General features: G+C 58.9%; 16 protein-coding genes. 13 read left to right on the top strand and 3 right to left on the bottom strand.

Annotated elements, in window-relative coordinates:
* Positions 1–47 precede the first annotated feature (47 nt).
* Complete coding sequence (locus RGCCGE502_RS15695) at positions 48–1,526, bottom strand: ABC transporter substrate-binding protein (protein WP_016555153.1); 1,479 nt, start codon at positions 1,524–1,526, stop codon at positions 48–50.
* 206 nt (positions 1,527–1,732) lie between these two features.
* Here RGCCGE502_RS15695 and RGCCGE502_RS15700 point away from each other — a divergent pair, with 206 nt between their 5' ends.
* The 4 genes from RGCCGE502_RS15700 to RGCCGE502_RS15715 are packed head-to-tail and all read left to right on the top strand — an operon-like array spanning position 1,733 to position 6,300.
* Complete coding sequence (locus RGCCGE502_RS15700; RefSeq protein WP_016555154.1) at positions 1,733–2,443, top strand: GntR family transcriptional regulator; 711 nt, start codon at positions 1,733–1,735, stop codon at positions 2,441–2,443.
* Positions 2,444–2,497: 54 nt separating this feature from the next.
* Entirely contained in the window at positions 2,498–3,664 is a 1,167-nt protein-coding gene (locus RGCCGE502_RS15705; RefSeq protein ID WP_016555155.1) for a mandelate racemase/muconate lactonizing enzyme family protein, read from the top strand.
* Between the two features lie 55 nt (positions 3,665–3,719).
* Positions 3,720–5,081 (top strand): mandelate racemase/muconate lactonizing enzyme family protein, encoded by a 1,362-nt coding sequence (locus RGCCGE502_RS15710; protein WP_016555156.1) that lies wholly within the window; start codon positions 3,720–3,722, stop codon positions 5,079–5,081.
* A gap of 19 nt (positions 5,082–5,100) precedes the next feature.
* Positions 5,101–6,300, top strand: coding sequence for a mandelate racemase/muconate lactonizing enzyme family protein (locus RGCCGE502_RS15715; RefSeq protein WP_016555157.1), 1,200 nt, complete (start codon positions 5,101–5,103; stop codon positions 6,298–6,300).
* 195 nt (positions 6,301–6,495) lie between these two features.
* Here the strand turns inward: RGCCGE502_RS15715 and RGCCGE502_RS15720 are convergent, their stop codons facing one another.
* The gene (locus tag RGCCGE502_RS15720; protein WP_016555158.1) at positions 6,496–8,220 is read right to left on the bottom strand and encodes a hypothetical protein; all 1,725 of its coding nucleotides are present in this window, start codon (positions 8,218–8,220) and stop codon (positions 6,496–6,498) included.
* Positions 8,221–8,715: 495 nt separating this feature from the next.
* Between RGCCGE502_RS15720 and RGCCGE502_RS15725 the strand changes: the two genes are divergently transcribed.
* From RGCCGE502_RS15725 to RGCCGE502_RS15755, 7 genes are read left to right on the top strand one after another with little or no spacing between them, the layout of a single operon-like run.
* Positions 8,716–9,246, top strand: a complete 531-nt coding sequence (locus tag RGCCGE502_RS15725) for a Na+/H+ antiporter subunit E (protein ID WP_019280008.1) — start codon at positions 8,716–8,718, stop codon at positions 9,244–9,246.
* Complete coding sequence (locus RGCCGE502_RS15730; protein ID WP_016555160.1) at positions 9,239–9,499, top strand: MrpF/PhaF family protein; 261 nt, start codon at positions 9,239–9,241, stop codon at positions 9,497–9,499. Before RGCCGE502_RS15725 ends, RGCCGE502_RS15730 begins: the two co-directional genes overlap by 8 nt.
* Before the next feature lie 47 nt (positions 9,500–9,546).
* Complete coding sequence (locus RGCCGE502_RS15735) at positions 9,547–9,756, top strand: hydrogenase subunit MbhD domain-containing protein (protein WP_244441705.1); 210 nt, start codon at positions 9,547–9,549, stop codon at positions 9,754–9,756.
* Positions 9,749–10,093 (top strand): monovalent cation/H(+) antiporter subunit G, encoded by a 345-nt coding sequence (gene mnhG / locus RGCCGE502_RS15740; protein ID WP_016555162.1) that lies wholly within the window; start codon positions 9,749–9,751, stop codon positions 10,091–10,093. Before RGCCGE502_RS15735 ends, mnhG begins: the two co-directional genes overlap by 8 nt.
* The gene (gene mbhE, locus RGCCGE502_RS15745; protein ID WP_016555163.1) at positions 10,090–10,788 is read left to right on the top strand and encodes a hydrogen gas-evolving membrane-bound hydrogenase subunit E; all 699 of its coding nucleotides are present in this window, start codon (positions 10,090–10,092) and stop codon (positions 10,786–10,788) included. The genes mnhG and mbhE overlap by 4 nt, the downstream gene beginning before the upstream one ends.
* Positions 10,789–10,804: 16 nt before the next feature.
* Positions 10,805–11,173, top strand: a complete 369-nt coding sequence (locus RGCCGE502_RS15750; RefSeq protein ID WP_016555164.1) for a sodium:proton antiporter — start codon at positions 10,805–10,807, stop codon at positions 11,171–11,173.
* Positions 11,167–14,292, top strand: coding sequence for a complex I subunit 5 family protein (locus RGCCGE502_RS15755; RefSeq protein WP_016555165.1), 3,126 nt, complete (start codon positions 11,167–11,169; stop codon positions 14,290–14,292). The genes RGCCGE502_RS15750 and RGCCGE502_RS15755 overlap by 7 nt, the downstream gene beginning before the upstream one ends.
* 39 nt (positions 14,293–14,331) lie before the next feature.
* Here RGCCGE502_RS15755 and RGCCGE502_RS15760 read toward each other — a convergent pair whose 3' ends face one another.
* Complete coding sequence (locus RGCCGE502_RS15760) at positions 14,332–15,483, bottom strand: alpha/beta hydrolase (RefSeq protein ID WP_040674646.1); 1,152 nt, start codon at positions 15,481–15,483, stop codon at positions 14,332–14,334.
* Positions 15,484–16,068: 585 nt separating this feature from the next.
* On the opposite strand from RGCCGE502_RS15760, the gene RGCCGE502_RS15765 reads away from it, so the two are divergent.
* Together RGCCGE502_RS15765 and RGCCGE502_RS15770 are read left to right on the top strand one after the other, a co-directional pair.
* Positions 16,069–17,175 carry an efflux RND transporter periplasmic adaptor subunit gene (locus tag RGCCGE502_RS15765; RefSeq protein ID WP_016555167.1) on the top strand — a complete coding sequence of 369 codons (1,107 nt, stop codon included), beginning with the start codon at positions 16,069–16,071 and terminating at the stop codon, positions 17,173–17,175.
* Positions 17,172–20,261 (top strand): efflux RND transporter permease subunit, encoded by a 3,090-nt coding sequence (locus tag RGCCGE502_RS15770; RefSeq protein ID WP_016555168.1) that lies wholly within the window; start codon positions 17,172–17,174, stop codon positions 20,259–20,261. The genes RGCCGE502_RS15765 and RGCCGE502_RS15770 overlap by 4 nt, the downstream gene beginning before the upstream one ends.
* The last annotated feature ends 65 nt before the right edge of the window (positions 20,262–20,326 follow it).

Here is a 20,326-nt window from a genome sequence, read left to right on the forward strand (position 1 = left end):
AAACCGGCTGCGATTGCGGCGCAGCCGGTCAGATCTTCAGGCTTGGACTAGAGTCCGCCGTCCATCAGGTCTTTTACCTTCTTGGCTGCGTCGTCCGCTGCCTGGTCGACCGTCATGGCTCCGGTCAGGGCATTCTGCAGCATGTCCGGGACGATGATGTTCATGATCTCGGGGGACTGCGGCAGTGCCGGGAACGGGATACCGTATGGCAGCATCGAGGTCGTGACATCGAGGAACTTGATGCTGTCCAGACGTTCCTTCATCCATTTGGTCTTGAAGCCGTTGAGGTTTCCCGGGTTCGAGCCGGCATAGGCCATCTTCAACGACCATTCGGGGCTCGTCCACATGCAGATGATAGCCTTTGCAGCCGGCTCGTCTACCTTGCCGCCCTCGACATATTCGGGCTTCAGGATGTGAATGTTGGAACCGCCAAACACGACGGCGCGCTTGCCGTCCGGGCCAGTCGGAATCAGGCCGTAGCGCATGTTGTCGATGACCGTCTGCGCTTTGACCTTGTCCGTGTCCGTCGCCTTTTTCTGCAGGTCGAGCATGACGTTGTAGTCGGACGGGTGCGAGATCATCATGCCGAGCTGGCCAGCGAGGAAGAGGGGTTGGTTGTCGGCCTGCTGGTTGGTGAGCGCCGAAACCGGAACCGACTTGTCGCGAACATACATGTCGTAGGAGGCTTGCAATGCCGCCTTGCTCTGCGGGCTATTGAGCTCGACTTCCTTGTAGGCCGGGCTGGCGGTTGCTTCGTCGAAGACGCCGCCGCCATAGGCCCACAGCTGCGGCATGAAGCGGTACGGCGTATTGCCGGCATTCTTGCGAGCCACGAGGCCGTAACCTGATATGCCGAGCTTGTCGTGGATCTGCTTAGAATACTTGACGACATCGTCCCAGGTTGCCGGAGCCTTCTCCGGATCGAGGCCTGCGCGCTTGAAGACGTCGGCGTTCCAGATGAACGCCATCGTCTCGTTGTTGGTGGGAATGCCGTAGGTCACCCCATCCCAGGTCACGGCCTTCATTGCGCCTGGCCAGAAATCCTCGGTCGAATATCCTACGTCCTCGGGTTTGAGTGGCTGCAAATAGCCCTTGGAGGCGAACTCGGTACCACCCAGGATTTGCAGGCGGACCGCCATCGGCGCTGCATTGCCAAGGAGCGCGGTCCGGAACTTGTCCAGCAGGTCATTATAGGTGAGGGCTTGTTCCTCAAGCTGGATGTTTGGGTAGGTTTTGCGGAAGGTCTCGAAGAATTCCTTGTAATACTGGCGCAAGAGATCGGGGTCGCCCTCGAACACGCCTTGATACCAGAAAGTCAGTCGCCCCTTGTAGTCGAGCGGGGTGACCTTGGCGCAATCGGCTGCCGTGTCGAAGTTCTGTGTGCCGGCAATGGAGCGCACATATTGCGGCGACCACTGGCTCAAGTCGACCGACGCACCCAGCGCCGACGCGGACATCAACGATACCATCAAAGCAGTGGAGACAGTGCCGCGCAGGACGGCACCTCCGAGTGAAATCCTCGTCATAGGCATCCTCCAGGTTCTCCCATGCCGCTCTGCCTCGAGGCGAGCGGTCTTTGCTCACCGGCCGTGGCGTTTTTCAGCCAATGTATCCGCTCGAGCTAATGATACGTTTTCAGATCACGGATTGCCTGTCAATCGGAGAAATCGTACATTGTTTGTGGAAAGATCGCATGATATCCGAGCAATCTATGTATTGATTGGAGACATCCTTGGCCGAAACGAGCGATTTTAAAGCACAGCCGCCCGACGGGATCGACGCTATCGGGGCCTCCAGCGAGGGCGCCTCGCTTTACCAACTGATCAGGGATGACATCATCGAAGGGCGGCTCGCTGCCAACGAACGGCTTGTCGTCACTGATCTCGCCCGGCGCCACGGCACCTCGACCAACCCAGTGCGCGAGGCTCTGCAACTGTTGCGCGGGGAAGGTTTTGTTACCTTCGTTCCCAACCGCGGAGCGCGCGTCCGGCCTATAGATCAGGACTTCGTTCGGGACATCTACGAGATAGGAGTCTTGATCGAGCCGGCACTGACGCGATGGTTTGTGAATATGGCCACCGTCGAGGACATTGCTGAACTCGAACGCATCCAGGGGCTAATTGAAGAGAACGACTTCGCCGATACGTTCAGGCATAGCGAACTGGACACCGCCTTTCACACCGTAATGTACCAGAGGCACTACAACCGCCACGCCGCTGAGCTTTGGTGGAAGCATCGCGAAGTGCTTCGAGCCGTGAGCCGGCGTTTCGATTTCACGCTCGCCCGGCGGGCCGCGATCCTTCGCGAGCATCGCGAGCTCATCGAGCATGTAAAGGCGGGAAACGCAAACGAGGCGGGCGAACTCATTGCTCGCCATGTCGAAGGCTCCGGCCGACACATCCTGGAACACATGCGTGCGCGTAACGCCGCTCGGGCAGGATAAATACCTGACCCCTGAACATCGCTATCCCGACCACTTCTGACAAAGGCAGTTGAGATGAAAATCACCAGCGTTCGGCCGTGGCTTATCAAGTCCGATGCTTCTTATTGGGGAGAGTTTCTGTTCGTCGAGGTGACGACCGACGAGGGGGTGAGTGGCTGGGGCGAGATCACCACCACGACAAGGCTCGCCAATCGCGCCCTCTGCACGATCCTGCGGCAGATCGGTGCCGCTGTGACGGGCGAGGACCCGGCGCGTATTGAGTACCTGTGGCACAAGATATTCCGCAGCTTCACCTACATGGGCAGTCGCGGGGCCGCGGTCGAATGCGTCAGCGCCATCGACATAGCCCTTTGGGACATCCGAGGGAAAGTCCTGGATAAGCCGATTTACGAGCTGTTGGGTGGGCCGGTACGCGATGAGATCGCGCTCTACACCCACCCGAACCAGGCCAAGTTCACCAGCAAAGAGGCTGTGGTCCGCGAAATTCGAGACATCGTCGAGTCCGGCCACACTGCGCTCAAGTTCGATCCTTTCCCCTACCAAGGCCGCACTGCCGAGGGCCAGCCTCGCGAACAGCGAGACGGATACCTCGATGGCAGCATGTCCCGCAAGGATGAGCGCGAAGCCGCCGAACTCACGGCTCTTATCCGCGAAACGGCGGGCACTGATGTCGACATCCTCATCGATGCGCATGGCCGGTTCGACGTTCCCACCGCCATTCGCCTTTGTCGGAGCCTCGAGGAAGCCGGCCAGATCGATTGGTTCGAGGAGCCCTGTCCGCCGGAGAGCCTCAATGCTCTGAGACAGGTCCGTGAGAAGGTCAGTGCCGCTATCTCGTGGGGGGAGCGCGGCCATACGAAGTGGGATTTCGTGCCGGTGCTCGAAAACAAGCTCGCCGACTACATCATGCCTGATGTCACCTGGACCGGCGGCATCACTGAACTCAAGAAGATTTCTGCCCTATGCGAAGCCTACTACATCCCGGTTTCCCCGCATGACGCCGCAGGGCCGATCAATGTGGTTGCGGGAGCGCAGGTGATGATGACCGTTCCTAATTTCTACAAACTCGAAACGTCGGAGTGGAACCTTGGCAAATACGATCACCTCATCGACCGACCACTCGATGTATCGAACGGCACCCTCAAGGTCACGCCCAAGCCTGGTCTCGGCGTCGAAATGAACCGCGACTACCTTCAAAGCCACGAGATAGAGTTGGACTAGCAACGCTCTACGTCGCCCCAGCGACGAACCCCACGCACCAAAACGAGGATAAATCATGCCAGAGGCAGATGGAGCCGACGAGGCGCTCAATCGGGTGAACACGCATTCCAAGCCGTCCGACCTTCGCATCACCGACATGCGGGTAGCAGAAATTGTCGGCGCGCCGTTCACTTCAGTGCTGCTTAAGATTTACACCAACCAGGGCATTGTCGGGCTTGGCGAAGTGCGCGACGGCGCCAGCGCCACCTACGCGCTGATGCTGAAGAGCCGGCTGCTCGGCGAGAACCCTTGCAACATCGATCGACTGTTTCGCCGGATCAAACAGTTCGGCGGGCACGGCAGGCAAGGTGGCGGCGTATCGGCGGTTGAAATCGCGTTGTGGGATCTTGCCGGCAAGGCCTATGGCGTCCCGGTTTACCAGATGCTCGGCGGTCGGTTTCGAGACAAAGTGCGCGTCTATTGCGATACCGACGCCACCGTGCCGAGCGGCACCGAGACCGGCAAGCGCCTCAAGCAGCGCATGGAGCTCGGCTTCACCTTCCTTAAGATGGATTTGGGACTGATGCAGATTGCGGATGTGCCCGGTGCGGTCGTGTTTCCCGCCGGCTCACTGGAAGGATACCGGGACCATCCCAGTCGCGGACCGTTGAAGACCAATGAAGAGCGGCGTGTGCGCAATGCTGCGTACGATTTGCATAATGTCCAGCACCCGTTTACCGGCCTCCACTTTTCCGACAAGGGCCTCGACCTGCTTGAGCAATACATCGCCGAGGTTCGCGAGGTCATCGGCATGGATGTGCCGCTCGCCATCGACCATATCGGCCATATCTCGATTCAGAACGGCATTCGCCTTGCCCGGCGTATTGAAAAATACGTGCCAGCCTGGCTCGAGGATGTGATCCCATGGCAGTATACCGATCAATACCGCCAACTGCAGGACGCCACCACGGTGCCGATCTGCACTGGCGAGGACATATACCTCAAGGAGGGCTTTGAGCCTCTGCTCAACAGCGGCGGCGTCGCCGTCATCCACCCGGACCTTCTTACCAGCGGAGGCATCCTCGAGACCAAGAAGATCGGCGACATGGCGCAGGACAAGGGTGTCGCCATGGCCATCCACATGGCGGAAAGTCCAATCGCCGCAATGGCCGCGGCACATGTCGCGACCGCGACCGAAAACTTCATGGCGCTTGAATACCATTCCGCCGATGTCGACTGGTGGGACGATATCGTCACGGGCCTTCCCAAGCCGCTGGTGAAGAACGGCTTCATCACAGTTCCCGACAAGCCCGGCCTGGGGATTGACGACGTTGTCGATGAGGTGATCTCGCAGCATCTGCAACCGGGTGTCACCGGCATTTGGCAGCCTACGGATCACTGGAACGATGAATATTCCTGGGATCGCACCTGGAGCTGAGGCAAAAAGGAAAACGAAGATGAGGATCACCGATCTCCGCTGCGCCGTTATCGGGAAACACCCGATCGTCCGCATCGTTACCGACGAGGGCCTCTATGGCTTGGGTGAAGTCGAATTCACCAAATCCTATCTCAAGCCCTGGGTGCTGCATTTCCGCGAGGCGCTGGTCGGCGAGGATCCGACCGATGTCGAGAGAGTAATGCTGAAGATCCGCCAACGCGGCTCTTTCAAGCCGTACGGCGCGGCGGTGAGCGCTATTGAACATGCGCTTTGGGACATTGCTGGCAAGGCCGCGGGCGTGCCCGTCTATAAGCTGCTCGGCGGCAAGGTGCGGGACAAGGTGCGCGTCTATAATGGCTCGATTCGCCAGAAACGCACGGGCGACCGGCCGGAGGATTACGCCGCTGACGTCAGATGGATGATGGAGCAGCCGCAGAACTTCTTCATGGTCAAGCAAGGCATCTCGTTCCACTCCAACATGAAGGACACCATCGAGGGCTTCCACTACGGCGTGACGCAGAAGAAGGCCGGCTATCACGGTGCCATGGACCAGGGCGTTATCAGCGAACGCGGTTTCAATCACATGCTCGACTGCGTGATCGCGATGAAGGAAGTGCTGGGCGACAAAGTCAGCCTGGCGCTCGACTGCGGCCCTGGCTGGATGCTCCCCGATGCGATCAAATTCGCTCGCGCGGTCGAGAAGTACAATTTGATGTGGCTCGAGGACATGCTGACAGGCGACTACGTGCCGTGGGTCAATCCGCAGGCCTATCGGGAACTGACCACTTCTACCTCTACGCCAATCCACACCGGTGAGCAGATCTACCTGCGGCACAATTTCAAGGAACTGATCGAGACGCAGGCGGTGCGCGTCATCGGCCCCGATCCAGCCGATATTGGCGGCATCGCAGAGCTCAAGTGGGTCGCCGAACACGCCTACATGCACTCGATCCTGATGGCACCGCACGGCACCGCCAACGGCCTGCTGGGCCTCGGCGCGTTGATCAATGTCTGCGCTACGCTGCCGGCAAATTACGTCGCCTTCGAATATCCGAGCGCCTCCGACCCCTGGTGGGAGGATCTGGTAATCGGCTTGCCGCCACAGATCGTGAAGGACAGCATGGTGGACCTACTGGAAGCGCCGGGCCTGGGGCTCGATATCGACGCTGAAAGGGCCAAGAGATATCTCAGAGAGGAAGATTCGGGGTTCTTCGACTGAACCTCACTCCACGCGCGCTGAGGCCAAACGTAAAAAGCGCCCTCGAAGCGCATGCGTGAGGAGTTTTCTATGAAGCGACGGGGAGCATCCTGGCGGAGTACCGAATGAAGGATGCACTATGCCGATCGTATCCAGACAGCCTTTTCCCTTGGGATCAAACTCCTGGCCCTGCCAGAGCGCTTAAGGTGTCTCGCCTTATTGCGATTTCACCAGTCCCGAGAAACCGGCGACAGCCAGAAGGCTGAGCGCCCAGCCGATCACCGACTGGAAGAAATAGTACCTCAAAGTGAAGGTGCCGGTTGGTTTCAGGGAGTCCGGCCGCCAGTATTCCTTTTGTCCGATCGACGCCACCGGCAGGAGAACATCAAGCGAATACATCAATGCATTGAATTCCGGGTAGCTGGCTGCCTCCGGCTGATTGCGAAAGCAGGTCAGTTGGTTCTGCCCGACCTCGGCACGTCCGCTCAGATCCTGTCCCGCAGATGGCATGAAGCGGGTTTCGGTTCGTTGCAGATCGCACATCGTCCATTCGGGGGAGCGCAGCACGACCGGGCTATTCGGTTTCATCGCGCCACTTCGGTAGGCAATCGCAAAGACCCCGGCGCCAATCGCCCAGAAGAGCATCAGCCAGACCAGCGCCAGAAGTGGCTGCCGCCCATAGCGCAGCGTGACCGCAAGAATGGCGTCCATAACCGCCAGGACGACCCTCAAGGCCGGGTTCTTGGCACGCGCTCGACGTGCCTTTCGCTGCAGCCGCTCCTTGGTGATGAGGACAGCGCGGGCTTCCTCGTCATGGCCCATTTCCCTAAGGACCTTCGACAGCTGCTCGTAGGGTTGAGGCCAGAAGTCCGCCCCCCAGCGTTCAGGTGTTTGGCGTGCAAGCCAGTCAAGGCGGCTTTCCGCGTCCGCAGGACCACCGATAAAAGCGCCGTATCGGCAGCGGTTTAAAAGCAAGTCGCCGGTTTTCGGCCAACTCGCCATCTCGTCATCAATCGCACCGATTGTCGTGGCTGTCAGGTCGAGTGTGCCCCCGACAGATGCGTTTTGCCGCAAAAAGAACGCACCGTCGATCGTGGTTCGGTTGAGCCGCAATGCGTAGCCCCCCGGCTCCGAAAATGAGGCCGACGTACAATCGATGTCGCCACCGAAACGGGCACCGAGCAGACGAGTCTCGCCGAAAATAGTCGTCCCTCTCAGGGCGAGGTCTCCTGCTGCGACAATCCCGTCACCGTTCAGGACAACCTCGCCCGGTCGTTCCAAGTGAGCGCCGACCGCGTTGACATCACCACCAATGCGAACCGCCGAGAGATTGAGGCCACCACGCACATCGGCACCACGCAGCAGAATGCCCCCGCCGGTTTCCAATCCATCGGCGTCGAGCGCAATGCCGTCAGGCGAGGCAATCGAGATGCCATCCGCTTCAATGCTGCCGCCGATACGCGCACCGGGGAGCCGGATTTCACCAGTTACGATCGCGGCGCGAAGCGAGAGGCAGCCGCGCGCCTCGAGCCTATCAGCCTGCAATCCCGGCAAGGCCGAGCCATCGAGAAACAGATTGTCGATAATGGCGGAACGCAATATGGGCGAGGCTTCGAAGTGGCAGTCCTTAAGGCCAATGTCGCGGGGAATTCTGCATCCCTCCAGGTCGAGGATACCGGTTATCCAAGCCCCGGTCAGTCTCAGTCCTTTTTCGTGAAGACGGTACCCATCGTTGCCGAGAATGAGATGTCGCAAAAGATCCGCCCGCACCCTTCGCTCGGGATCTTCGTTTTCCGGGCGCAGGCCGTCGCCCAACCGATCGAAGTCGCCCGTCTGCAGATGTGCGACCACCTTCTCTTCCGCCATGCTGAACGGGCGATAATCAGCAATGCTAGGTGCGACCGGAACGGCAGATCCGGATTGCGGGGCTTTCTCGTTCATGAAACCGATATCCGTTTGGACCGCACGGCAGCTACTATCGCCACCCGGTGCGTCAGGGGAGCAACCCTGCGCGATCTGTGCATCATCTCATCGACTTGAGAGGCCCGGAGATTCATACGATCGTTCCTTCCAATATGACGCCTACGAAAATTCTCCCCGGCGAGTGTGTCGCCAATCAAATGGGTCGTTCCGGCGTGGCACACACATGTTCCGGACATAAGCCTGATGCGCAGCGTGATTGATTTCGCCGTTTTGAATGCGGGTCAAGAGATGGCACACAAATGCACCCCGGTAAGACGGCATATCGGACAACAGGCATAGTTTCTGGATTCAGTGCCGATCACAGCCCGATGCAGCCGATGCTAATGTATCGCCAGGCAAAGTCGCCGCGACCGGCAAAACGCCGGGTCGGCTCGAGCCGCGGTAGATACATGAACTCAACCCTGCCTACCCGGACTGCGCGCTACTAACCTGAACCCGTTGAAAGCCAGCGCAATGCCAGAAGACCAAGCAACACCCCAACCGCGCCCATCAGGATTGCCACAGGGCGTTGTCCTGCTCGCAAGCTTTCTGTTTGTCGTCTGGCTGGTTGTCAATTCATCGGTCGAAGCCCCGATCGTGGCCATCGGCGCGGTGGTATCTTTCGTCTTGGCATGGATCTTCGCGCGTCGCAGCGATGTCTGGAAGATCACGGTAACGCCAGCCAGGGCCGTGCATTTCATTGCCTATACCGGCGTTTTCCTCGTCGAGTTGGTAAAGGCAAACCTGAACATGCTGCGCTACGTCTACGCGCCGCGCATTGTTATTCGTCCGGGGATCGTCAAGGTCAGGATGCCACTCACATCGCCGATCGGTCGGCTGGTCCTTGCCAATTCAATCGCGCTTACGCCCGGCTCGCTTGTCATGGATCTTAGAGGCGATGCCCTTTTCATTCATTGGCTTGACGTAAAGACCACCGACCCGGAGGAGGCAACCCGGATGATCATCGGTCCTTTTGAGAAGCACTTGGGAGCGGTATTTGGCTGAAATCATCCTGCAGATTGCCGTTGTCCTGATCTTCTTCAGCATCGTCTTTGGTGTGCTGCGGCTGGTCATCGGTCGTACGACAATCGATCGTGTGGTGGCGATCGACATGCTGACCGTCGTTACAATCTCGTTGATAGCGCTCTACGCTCACATTTCAGGGCGCTTTGTCTATATCGACGTTGCACTCGTCTACGGACTACTCAGCTTTCTGGCGGTTCTTGCCATTGCCCGCTTCCTGGAAAAAGGGCCATAGCCGCCATGCTCGAGATGCTCATTCTGTTGGTGTGCGGGAGCATTCTGGTGAGCGGAGTGCTGGCCGTCTTGCTGAGCAATCTCATGGCGGCGATGGTCAGCGCGGGTCTTGCAAGCCTGTTTGCGGCCGCATCCTATGTGCTCTTGGCCGCACCCGATGTCGCCATGGCGGAGGCCGCGATCGGCTCGGGCTTGGCAACGCTGATCTTCCTTTACGCGATCCGCAAGACCAAAGGCGGAGGCCCCACCGATGAATGAGCTCATCGGCAGCCTGACCATCCTCATTGGGGCGTTCTTTCTCTTTTCCGCGGGTATCGGACTGCTGCGCATGCCCGATGTCTTCACCCGCATTCAAGCGGGCACCAAGGCCTCGACCCTAGGCAATATTCTCGTTCTTGCCGGACTTGGCATCTATCATCCGGACTGGTCATTGAAGCTTTTGATCATCGCCTTCTTCGTACTGATGACCAATCCGCTGTCGTCGCATGCGCTGTCGCGAGCCGCGCATGCAATCCGTACGCCGATGGCGGCGGCGACCATTGTCGATGCCCTAGGCGACGAGAACGACCGCGCTGGCAAGGAGGGCTCGGCATGAGACGCGTGTTCAGCCTGCTCTGCGTACTATCATTCGCCGTCATCTTTGCTTCGCTCGTCAGCGACTATGACGAGCACCAGACGCTTTCGGCGCTGGCAGTGCACTATCTGACTGAGGTGCCCGCCGATCTTGGTGCGCCAAACGTTGTGACCGGAATTCTGATTACCTTTCGTGGATTTGATACGCTCGGCGAAGTCGCAGTACTATTCATGGTCGCGGCAAGTGTCGGCCTGCTTCTTGCAGGCGAAGCGGGGGAGAAGGCAGGTTTCGGCAACCGCGGATCCGATGGTACCGACCGTCCGAGCGAACTGGTGCGCAACGGTGCAGAGGTGGTCCTTCCGCTAATCTTCCTGTTCGGCGCCTATGTTGTCATGAATGGCCACCTATCGGCCGGCGGTGGTTTTCAGGGGGGCGCAGTCATCGCCTCCGGTGTCATGCTCCTACTGCTCGCCTATCCCTCCGGATCGATCAATCACGGCTTTCTCAGCACAACGGAATCGCTTGCAGGTGTGTTCTACGTCCTGATCGGCATCGTCGGTATTGCCTTCGGCAGCGGGTTTCTTGACAGCCATATTCTACCGCGCGGCAATTTTGGGACGCTGTTCAGCGCCGGGGCGATCCCGCTGATTTCGGCTCTACTGGGCATCAAGGTTGGCGCGGAACTGAGTGTCATTATCGACCGGTTTCGCAGCTAGACGAGGTGGGAAGCGCATGGGGCTGCCGATATCACACATACTTCTGGCCACCGGATTTCTTCTCATCCTTATTGGTTTCTGGGGGATGCTGAGGCATCGCAACATCCTTCGCATCATCATTGGTTTTTCGCTGATCGACACAGGCATGCACATCGTCCTCGTGGCGACCGGCTATGTCACCGGCGGAACGGCACCGATTATTGACCAGGCGCTCAGCGCTTCAGATGCGGCCAAGCACGCCGTCGATCCGATTCCGGCCGCGCTCGTCGTTACGGCCATTGTCATCGGCTTCTCGGTGACCGCAATCATGCTGTCCTTCGCGATCCGACTCCACGCCGTCAGGAAAACACTCTCGATTGACGCGCTGACGGAGTCCAAATGGTAGACAGCCTTCTGCAGCCGCTGAATATTTTCCTGCTTGGCATTGGCGGAGGATTTCTCATCCCCCTGCTCTACCGTATCGCCAAGCCATTGCCGGCGGTTGGTTTCGTCTTGGCGCTTCTGGGAATGACCGTCATTTCATGCGTTTGCCTTTGGCGCATCCATAATGGCGAGCCGACCTTCGAGATCCTGACGGCTGGCAGTGTGCCACCGTTCTCGATCAACTTGCGATTTGGTCCGTGGGAAGGTTTCTTCTCTGTTTGCGTCAATGTCGTCGCGCTTCTTGGCGCCTGGCATCTCTGGGAGCGGCTGCGCCTAAACTATTCGGCACTTCTGCTCTACCTGATCCTGATCATGGGCATCAACGGGATGGTAATGACCCGCGACCTCTTCAACCAGTTCGTGTTCCTGGAGATCATGTCGATCGGAACCTACGGGCTTCTTGGATTGGAGCGGACCCCGGCAGCGCTTGCCGCCAGCTTCAAGTACATCATGGCGACCGTTCTCGCCTCCTCGTTCTTCCTTTTGGGCGCCGGGCTCCTCTACCATGTGACCGGCACACTCAATATCGACGAGATGGTCACCAACCGGGCGGCGATAACAGGGCCGATCGGGGCGACTGCGCTGCTGTTCGTGCTTGCCTGTCTCGTACTCGAGCTGAAGCCGTTCCCTGCCAACGGTTGGGGGCTCGACGTCTACGAGACGGCCCATAGCGGCATCGCGGCACTTTCCTCCGTCGCAGTGTCGGCCGGCGTGTTCTTTGCTCTTTTCAAGCTGCTGCCGCTCTTTGAAGATCAGCTGGGCATTCTCGCAGTGTCGGGCGGCGTTACCTTCCTGTTCTCCAATCTTGTTGGCCTGAGGCAGACAAGCGTGCAGCGAATGCTCGGCTACTCCTCGATCGCACAGATGGGGCTGCTGGTGCTGGCGCTTGCGCTGCTCCACCAGCTCGAAGCCAAGCAGTCGCTGCCGCTGGTTGTCGGGGGTCTCTTCGTCAATCATCTGCTTGCCAAGGCCGGCCTGTTCTGGCTCGCCGGCATCGTCGAGCGCACCGAGGTCGACGGGTGGTCCGACATTGCCGGAAATCGTCTTTTGCTCTCGATCCTTGCAGTGTTCTTGGTCGCTATTTCCGGGCTACCTCCCTTCCCGGGGTTCTGGGCGAAATGGGAACTCGTGATGCAGGCTGCAGCTGGGGAGCGATCCATCTGGATAGCGGTCATCCTGGTCGGATCGCTGCTTGAGGCAGCCTATATGTTCCGCTGGTTCAAACAGGCGACCCGACCGCCGTCGAGCGCGACAGATAGCAACTCTCCGGCAGGTCTTGCCGCCTCGCTCAGCCCTGCTCCGTCCAGATTGATTCCGGTCGTGACCAGCGCCGTTATGCTGTTTTTGAGCGGTTATGTGGCGGCAGCTTTCGCGGGCGCGGTGTCGCTATGGCTTGTCGCGCCTCTTTGTATCGGTGGCGTTCTTTGCCTCGTTGATGGCCTTCCCGGTAGGATCAAGTGCGTACTAATGCTGGCGGCGGTGCTGGTTGTCGGACTGTGGATCACTGCCGACCTCGAAGGTTTGCCCCGATTGTTTGCCGCACTTCTTCTTGCCGGCGGCCTGGTCATCGCTTTTGCCAGCCTCTATCGCACCGATTCTCGCAGGGGCTTCTATCCAATGATGGCGATCCTGCTTTTGTCGATCACCGGTCTTTTGCGCGCGGCCACCAGCCTGGAGTTTTTCTTCCACTGGGAAATCATCACTCTCTCTTCCTATTTCCTGATCGCGCAACGCCCCGGTGCTCACTCCTACGTTCTGCAATTCCTTCTTTTTTCCTTGGTCTCTGCCTTTTGCCTGCTCGCAGGCTTCGGCGTTGCCACCCATGCCAATGGCGGCACCGCGCTATCGGCGTTCGCCACGGCCGGCCCGGATGCGGCGCGTGCCTTCATGTTCCTCGCGATCGGCTTTCTGATCAAGGCCGGCGCTGTTGGCGTCCATGTCTGGCTACCGGGCGCCTATGCCGAGGCTGACGACGACCTGTCCGCAATGCTTTCCGCCGTGATCAGCAAGGTTGCGGTCTTCGGGCTGTTCATGGTGACATACCTTGCCATTCGCTCTGACGTCGGACTCGAAATGGCGCACGTGATGGGTTGGATCGGACTACTGACGACCATCGCTGGTGCCGTTATGGCGTTCCAGCAAACCGATCTGAAACGAATGCTCGGCTATTCCAGCATGAGTCAGATCGGCTACATCATCACTGCGATAGCGTTGATGAGCCATCTCGGTTGGGTCACGGCCTTCTATCTCGTTGCCAATCACCTGATGGTCAAGGGCGTCCTCTTTCTTGCGGCCGCCGCGGTCATCCTGCGTGCCGGTACCCGGTTATTCGATGAGATCGGCGGCCTTGCCAGAGAAATGCCTGTCACTTTTGCTTGCGTGATTGTTGCCCTTGTCTCTATGTCCGGCCTGCCGCCACTTGCTGGCTTCGGCGGCAAGTGGCTGCTGTTGAGCGCAATGATGGACCGGGGCTGGTACGGTCTCGCGATCGTTGCCGTCCTCGCGACCTTCATCGGTTTCTTATACATGTTCAGATTTGGCTATTCGATCTTCCTTGGTCAGCGAAGGTCCGCAGCTGAGGCTGTGGCGGAGGCGCCCTTGCCGCTTTTGGTCGCGCAATTCGTTCTGATCCTCGCAATTGTCTTGCTGTCGTTCTTCCCGAAGCTGGTAATGGATCCCGTGTCTGCCGCGATCGATCCTTATTTCGCCTCAACTCTGGTCTGGCAGGGGATGTCGCTTGAGACCATCTATGGCTACTGGAATCCTGTCCCCGTCATGGCAGTCACTGTCGCGATCACAGCGGTTCTTTTCGGGGGCTTCCTATTGGTCTATCGAACCGGGCGCGGGCGCTCCATTCCCGTCAGCCCAGCGCATTTTTACGCCTTCTATCGATCGGCGTTTGCACCACTCGTTACCCCAATTGCAAACTTTATCTGGGATGGAATCTGCGATCTGACGATCGGCGCGGCGGGAATAGTGCGAAGGATCTACACGGGAAACGGCCAGACATACGCACTTTATGTGCTCTATTATGCAATCGCGATCTATCTGCTGGGGACGTTCAGGCTTCTTCCAGCTTGATGTCCAGCAGCGGGCCAACAATCTTGGCCCCCATCATCGCTATTGGCCGGCCGCCGCCTGTGCGATCCCACCCAGAATGCGGCTCGGAAGGAAAACTATCAGTGACGCAGCGCCCTCAATCACCGATGCGCCGTCGGCGAGCGTTGTCTGGCGGGCCGGCGCTTGGTCTTCTCTGAGAAGACTGCGCATTAAGGCATCGTTGTTAACCACGTCCATCAGCGTCGGCGAACTGGCAAAGACACTATGCCTCCCACCATCGATGTCCGAGACATCGATAACCGCAATGTCTCTCTTTTGAAGGGCGGCAACCTCGGAGCCGCTCCCGACGCGCGGGTGACCGCCCGCCAATCGTCGGGAAAATCCGAGAGCGCGGTCGCGCTGTGAGACGATGATTGCAAATGGTCGCGGGGTGTCACCAATGTCGTCAATCTGGCTCAGGAAGACGTCGACATCGATATCAGGTGCGGCGAGAACGACGCCACCCAGCCGCTTCAACGTGCTGGTACGTCCCCTGAGGGCCAGATCGCGCAACGCTTCCGTGACGACATAGGCGCCCATGGAATGACCAACCAGGATGATTCTCGTTGCATTGGTCTCTGCGGCGATCTCGATCGTCTCGGCAAGTCCCCGCCGGCCAACGAGGGCACTGTCACGATCGAAGACGTAAAGCGGGATCGACGCTCCTGACGGCCAGGCGTAATGCAGCGAGACCGACTTGATATTGTAGTCGTAGCTGATCTGGGCGTTGCGGAAGACGCTGTCGGCGAAGTTGTTGTTGTATCCATGAACGAAGATGAAAATCTCGCGATTTTCAGGTGCCCGCTGCGCCAGCGCGACATTTAGCTGCCTGATGAAGTCCTGTCGCTCGGCAATCGGCTGGTAGGTCCGTGCTGAAAAATGCCTGCTTGGATCAGGGGTCCGCCCGCTTTTCTCGACGCGACCGGCAACGTGGTTTTGTGGTATCCCAATGTCGAGTTTCGCAAAATTCAACGTCTTCGATCGCTCGGCCGAATACGGCAGCGAAAGATTGTCGGATCGGGCGCGTGTAGTCGCGACGTAGATCGGAACGATTGCCCGCGGTTCTGCTCCTGACGATGATGTCGTGGGAAGGCCAAGCACGGCGCGTGGTCCGCCACAGCCGGCCAGAGCCAACAGGATAATTACAATGACGGACAATCGAAGTGAGGACACGGGCTCGACCTAATTCGCTGGCAAGCTGTTAAAATCGTTCAACAACAAAGACAATCGGTTGGATCGCTCACCCTGGCCACACGCATGAGGCGAAGCACTTCCTTGTTCTAAGCTATCCGCGGCGGGTGCGGTAGCACGAATTCCAGCTGTTGCTCGCAGCGTCCAGATTTTCGTGTCGTCCAGGCGACAGAATGATGCCGAAAATCTTTGCGCCGATTGGCCCCCCTCTGCCACAGACTGCCCAAAATCCGGACTGCAGGCATGTTTGCGGGATTCTATGCTGATCACTTCGCTTCTTGAACCGCTCTATAGTTCTTAACCAGCGCGCCTGCGCCTTCGGGTTCCAAAGACCGCGCAAGCCGAGCCGGAGTTAAAGGAGCACGATCACTTGAGTCCCTACTCAGGACTTCTACCGTTCGCGTTGATTAACGGCACAGATCCAGATGTGTAATGGGCTCATATTTCCGATGCCACGTGACGCATCAAACCCGCCAGAATGCGTTTATCTTATTGAATCTATCTCATTACAGCTGTCTGCGCATGGAGAGACGCCATCGCGCCAGTAGGTATCCGGGGGAACCGCCGATGAAGATGCATCTGGCTACTTCGAAATCCCGCGCAATGTTTGGCGTGTCGGTCGCCATACTGGCGACGATCCTCGTGGCAGGTTGCCGAGACGAGGAGAAGGCTTCTGAGCGTCCTCCAAGACCGGTCAGAACGGTCGCGGTTACATTCAATCCCGAGGATACCTATGGGTCGCTCGTCGGGGAGATCCGTCCGCGCACAGAAACCAGCTTCAGCTTCAGGCAGGGAGGTGAGGTGCGCGAGCGTGACGTCGAGGTTGGCGACCTCGTGGAAATAGACACTGTTCTCGCCCGTCTCGATACCGAAGACGCTCAGGACGCAATGCGAAAGGCCGAAGCAAATCTCTTTGCGGCTCAGGCCCAATTCCAGAACGCAGAGACCGAGCGTGCGCGTCAACAGCAACTCTACCCCCGCACATCCACCCGTCAGGCTTTCGATGCAGCGACCGCCCAGGCGAGCATGGCACAGGCCGGTGTAGACGCCGCACAAGCCGGTCTGCGAATAGCGCAGACCAATCTTGATAACCGCGTCTTGAAGGCAAATGCCGCGGGCGTTGTCACCGCGATCGGGGGTGAAGTGGGGCAGATCGTCGGCGGTGGGCAAATGGTGGTGCGCGTTGCGCAGCTCGGCCCACGTGACGCCGTTTTCCAGGTTCCCGAAGCCACAATCCAGACGACCGGAGGCGATGCCCGCGTAGACGTGCAGCTTCTCAGCAACCCCAGCATCAAGGCGACAGGAACGGTTCGAGAGATTTCGCCGACGGCTGATCCGATCACCCGCAACTTCACGGTCCGTGTCGGGCTTGATACCGCGCCCGACGAATTTCGCTTCGGAAGCGCCGTGCGCGGTACGATCCGGCTTGCCGGTGAGCCGGCGGCGCGGCTGCCGATAACAGCTTTGTTCAGCCAAGGTAGCGAAAGTGCCGTCTGGGTTGTCGATGCGGCCAGCAAGACGACAAAGCTTGTGCCGGTCGAGGTCCATCGCTTTGACACGAAGGATTTCCTTGTGACCAAGGGTCTTTCGAGCGGAGACAACGTGGTGGTTGCCGGAGTGCAGCAACTGCGTCCGGGCATGCCGGTTCGCTTGCTTGAGGGAAGCGTCGAATGAACGAGGGCTTCAATCTATCGCTCTGGGCGATCCAGCGACGGAGCCTTGTCATCTTCCTCGTGGTTCTGAGCGCCATAGCGGGCATTCTTGCCTACATCAATCTAGGACGGGACGAGGATCCAGAGTTTACCTTCAAGACGATGATCGTCTCCGCCGGGTGGCCGGGCGGGACGATCGAACAGACCACGGATCAGATCACCGACCGTCTGGAAAGGACGCTCGAAGAGGTTCCTCATCTCGACAGCCTGCGCAGCCTGACAACGGCCGGCCAAGCAATTGTCTACGTCACGCTCGACGATTCAACGCCGCCCGATCAGGTCGGAGAATCCTGGTATCAGGCCCGCAAGAAAGTCGGAGACATGGTATCGACGCTGCCAGCTGGCGTGCGCGGCCCCTTCTTCAACGATGATTTCGGTGACACCTTCGGCATAATCTATGGCTTTACATCCGATGGCTTTACCGATCGCGAAGTGAGGGACTGGGCCTACGAGGCCCGCACCCGGCTGCTCAAGATCGACAATATCGGCAAAGTCCAGCTAATCGGGACCCAGGACGAGACGATCTATATCGAATTCTCGACCGAGCGGCTCGCAAGCCTCGGCCTCAGCGCTGCAACAGTGATCGGAACCATACAGGCGCAGAACGCCGTCCTGCCTGCAGGTCTCATAACCTCGGCGCAGGATCGAACAATTCTTCAGGTTTCCGGCAGCCTCGCCGACGAGGCAACGCTACGGCAACTGAACATTCCAACAGCATCCGGCTTCGTACGCCTTGGAGATATTGCCAGTGTCGTGCGCGGAACCGTAGATCCGCCCCAGCCACGATTCCGCATCAAGGGCAAGCCGGCTATCGGTATCGCCATCTCCATGGCGTCGGGGGGCGACATCCTGCAGCTTGGCCAGAATATCGAAGCGACGATGCAGAAGCTTGAGGACGATCTGCCAATTGGCATCAACCTCACGCACGTCGCGAGCCAGCCTGCGGTCGTCAAGACAGCGATCCGCGGTTTCACAACCTCGCTCGGTCAAGCAGTCGTCATCGTTCTTGGTGTGAGTTTCCTGGCTCTCGGGATACGGGCCGGCATCGCCGTTGCGGTGTCGATCCCGCTTGTACTTGCCTTGACCTTCCTGTTCATGGACATATCGGGCATTGCCCTGCAGCGCGTCTCGCTGGGAGCATTGATCATCGCGCTGACGCTGATGATCGATGACACGATGGTGACGGTCGAGACGATGATGGCGAAGCTTGAGCAGGGTTACGAGCGGGTTCAGGCGGCGTCCCACGCCTACACGTCAACAGCATTTCCGATGCTGGCCGGCACGCTGGTAACGATCGCCGGCTTCATTCCTGTCGGTTTTGCAAGCAGCTCTTCCGGCGAGTATGCGCGATCCCTTTTTCTGGTGATCGGCTTCGCGCTCATCGTGTCCTGGCTCGTGGCGGTGTTGTTGACGCCGATCGTTGGTCTCGCCGTCCTGAAATCAGGGACTGCCACTGGTCCGAAGGAGGATGGAGCACTCATCCGCGGCTTCAAGAACCTCCTGTACGCCTGCATGCGAATGCGTCTCCTGGTCGTGCTTGCCACCGCCGCTTTGTTTGTGGCTGCTCTCCTTGGATCGTCCGCCATGAAACGGCAGTTCTTTCCAGCCTCTGACAGGCCGGAGCTTATCCTGCAGCTGACCTTGCCGCAGAGCGCGTCGCAGGAAGCAACTGCTGTTGAGGTCTCGAAGGCGGAAGAAGTTCTTGCCGCTGACGAGGATGTGGCTGACTGGAGTTTTTACATTGGTTCCGATCCGGTTCGCTTCTATCTGTCGATGGACCTGCAGGCTCCAGCACCGTCCCGTGCCCAGGCAGTGGTAATCGCCAAGAGCGTTGGCGTACGTGAGGCGCTGCAGGCACGCTTGCAACAGGCACTCGACGAGAAATTGCCCGATATCATCGTGCGCGTTTCGCCGCTGGAAATGGGACCGCCCGTTGGCTGGCCTGTTCAGTACCGGGTCAGCGGACCGGATATACCGGGTGTACGAAATGTCGCCTGGCAAGTCGCCGACGCCATTAGCAAGGTTCCGGGCGTCGTTCAGCCCAACCTCGACTGGAATGAGCCGGTTCGAAAAATCGTCATCAATGTCGATCACGATCGTGCCCGGCTGGTGGGCCTCAATTCCTCTGTGATTGCCCAGACGCTGTTTGCCACGGCATCGGGAATTCCTATCACGCAGGTTCGGGACTCGATCTACCTTATCAATGTGGTAGCCAGAGCAGCAGCCGACGAGCGCATCAACATCAGCACCATCCGCACACTGCAGATCCCCGTAGGCCCCAACAATACGGTGCCGCTCTCCAGCATCGCCACGATCGACTACCAGACCACGCAGCCCGTTATCTGGCGTCGCGATGGTTCAACGACGATTACCGTTCAGGCAGATACTGCGGAAGGCGTGCTGGCAGCCGGTGTCGTCGAAGCTGCAGCCGCCAAGATCGACGAGTTGCGCAACGCCAACCCGCGCTACCCGATCGAGGTCGGCGGTGCAGTCGAGGGCGCAGAAGAGGGCCTCGCGTCGGTGGTTGAGATGCTTCCGGTGATGGCGGTCATCATCCTGATCGTGCTGATGTTCCAACTTCAGAGCGTACAGCGCCTGCTCCTCGTCATCAGCGTTGTGCCTCTGGGGCTGATCGGCGTCGTGCTGATCATGCTGATAACCAATACGCCGGTGGGCTTCATAGCCGTTCTGGGCATGATCGCACTTATCGGCATGATCACCCGAAACTCCGTGGTGCTCATCGACCAGATCGACCTTGCCATTGAAGAAAAGGGGCGGACGTGGCGCAGTGTGATCGACGTTACCGCCCAGCGTCTGCGACCGGTCTTCCTAACAGCGGGATCGACCGTGCTCGGAATGCTACCGATCATCCGCGACCCCTTCTGGTCACCCCTTGCCTTTACCGTCATCGGCGGTCTCGTCGTAGCTGCGGCGCTCACATTGATCTTCCTGCCGGTGCTTTACGTCCTGTGGTTTCGCGTTCCGGCTAAAGCCGAGGCCGAAAATATCGAAACTTCCACGACCAAACCGGCTGCCGCTGGAGTGTGAGAGTTCTCCAGCCGCGCCTCATGGCGGCGTCGTGCTCAAAACCTCACTCGGCGAGACAACGGAGC

The organism is Rhizobium grahamii CCGE 502 (assembly GCF_000298315.2).
GTDB lineage: Bacteria > Pseudomonadota > Alphaproteobacteria > Rhizobiales > Rhizobiaceae > Rhizobium > Rhizobium grahamii.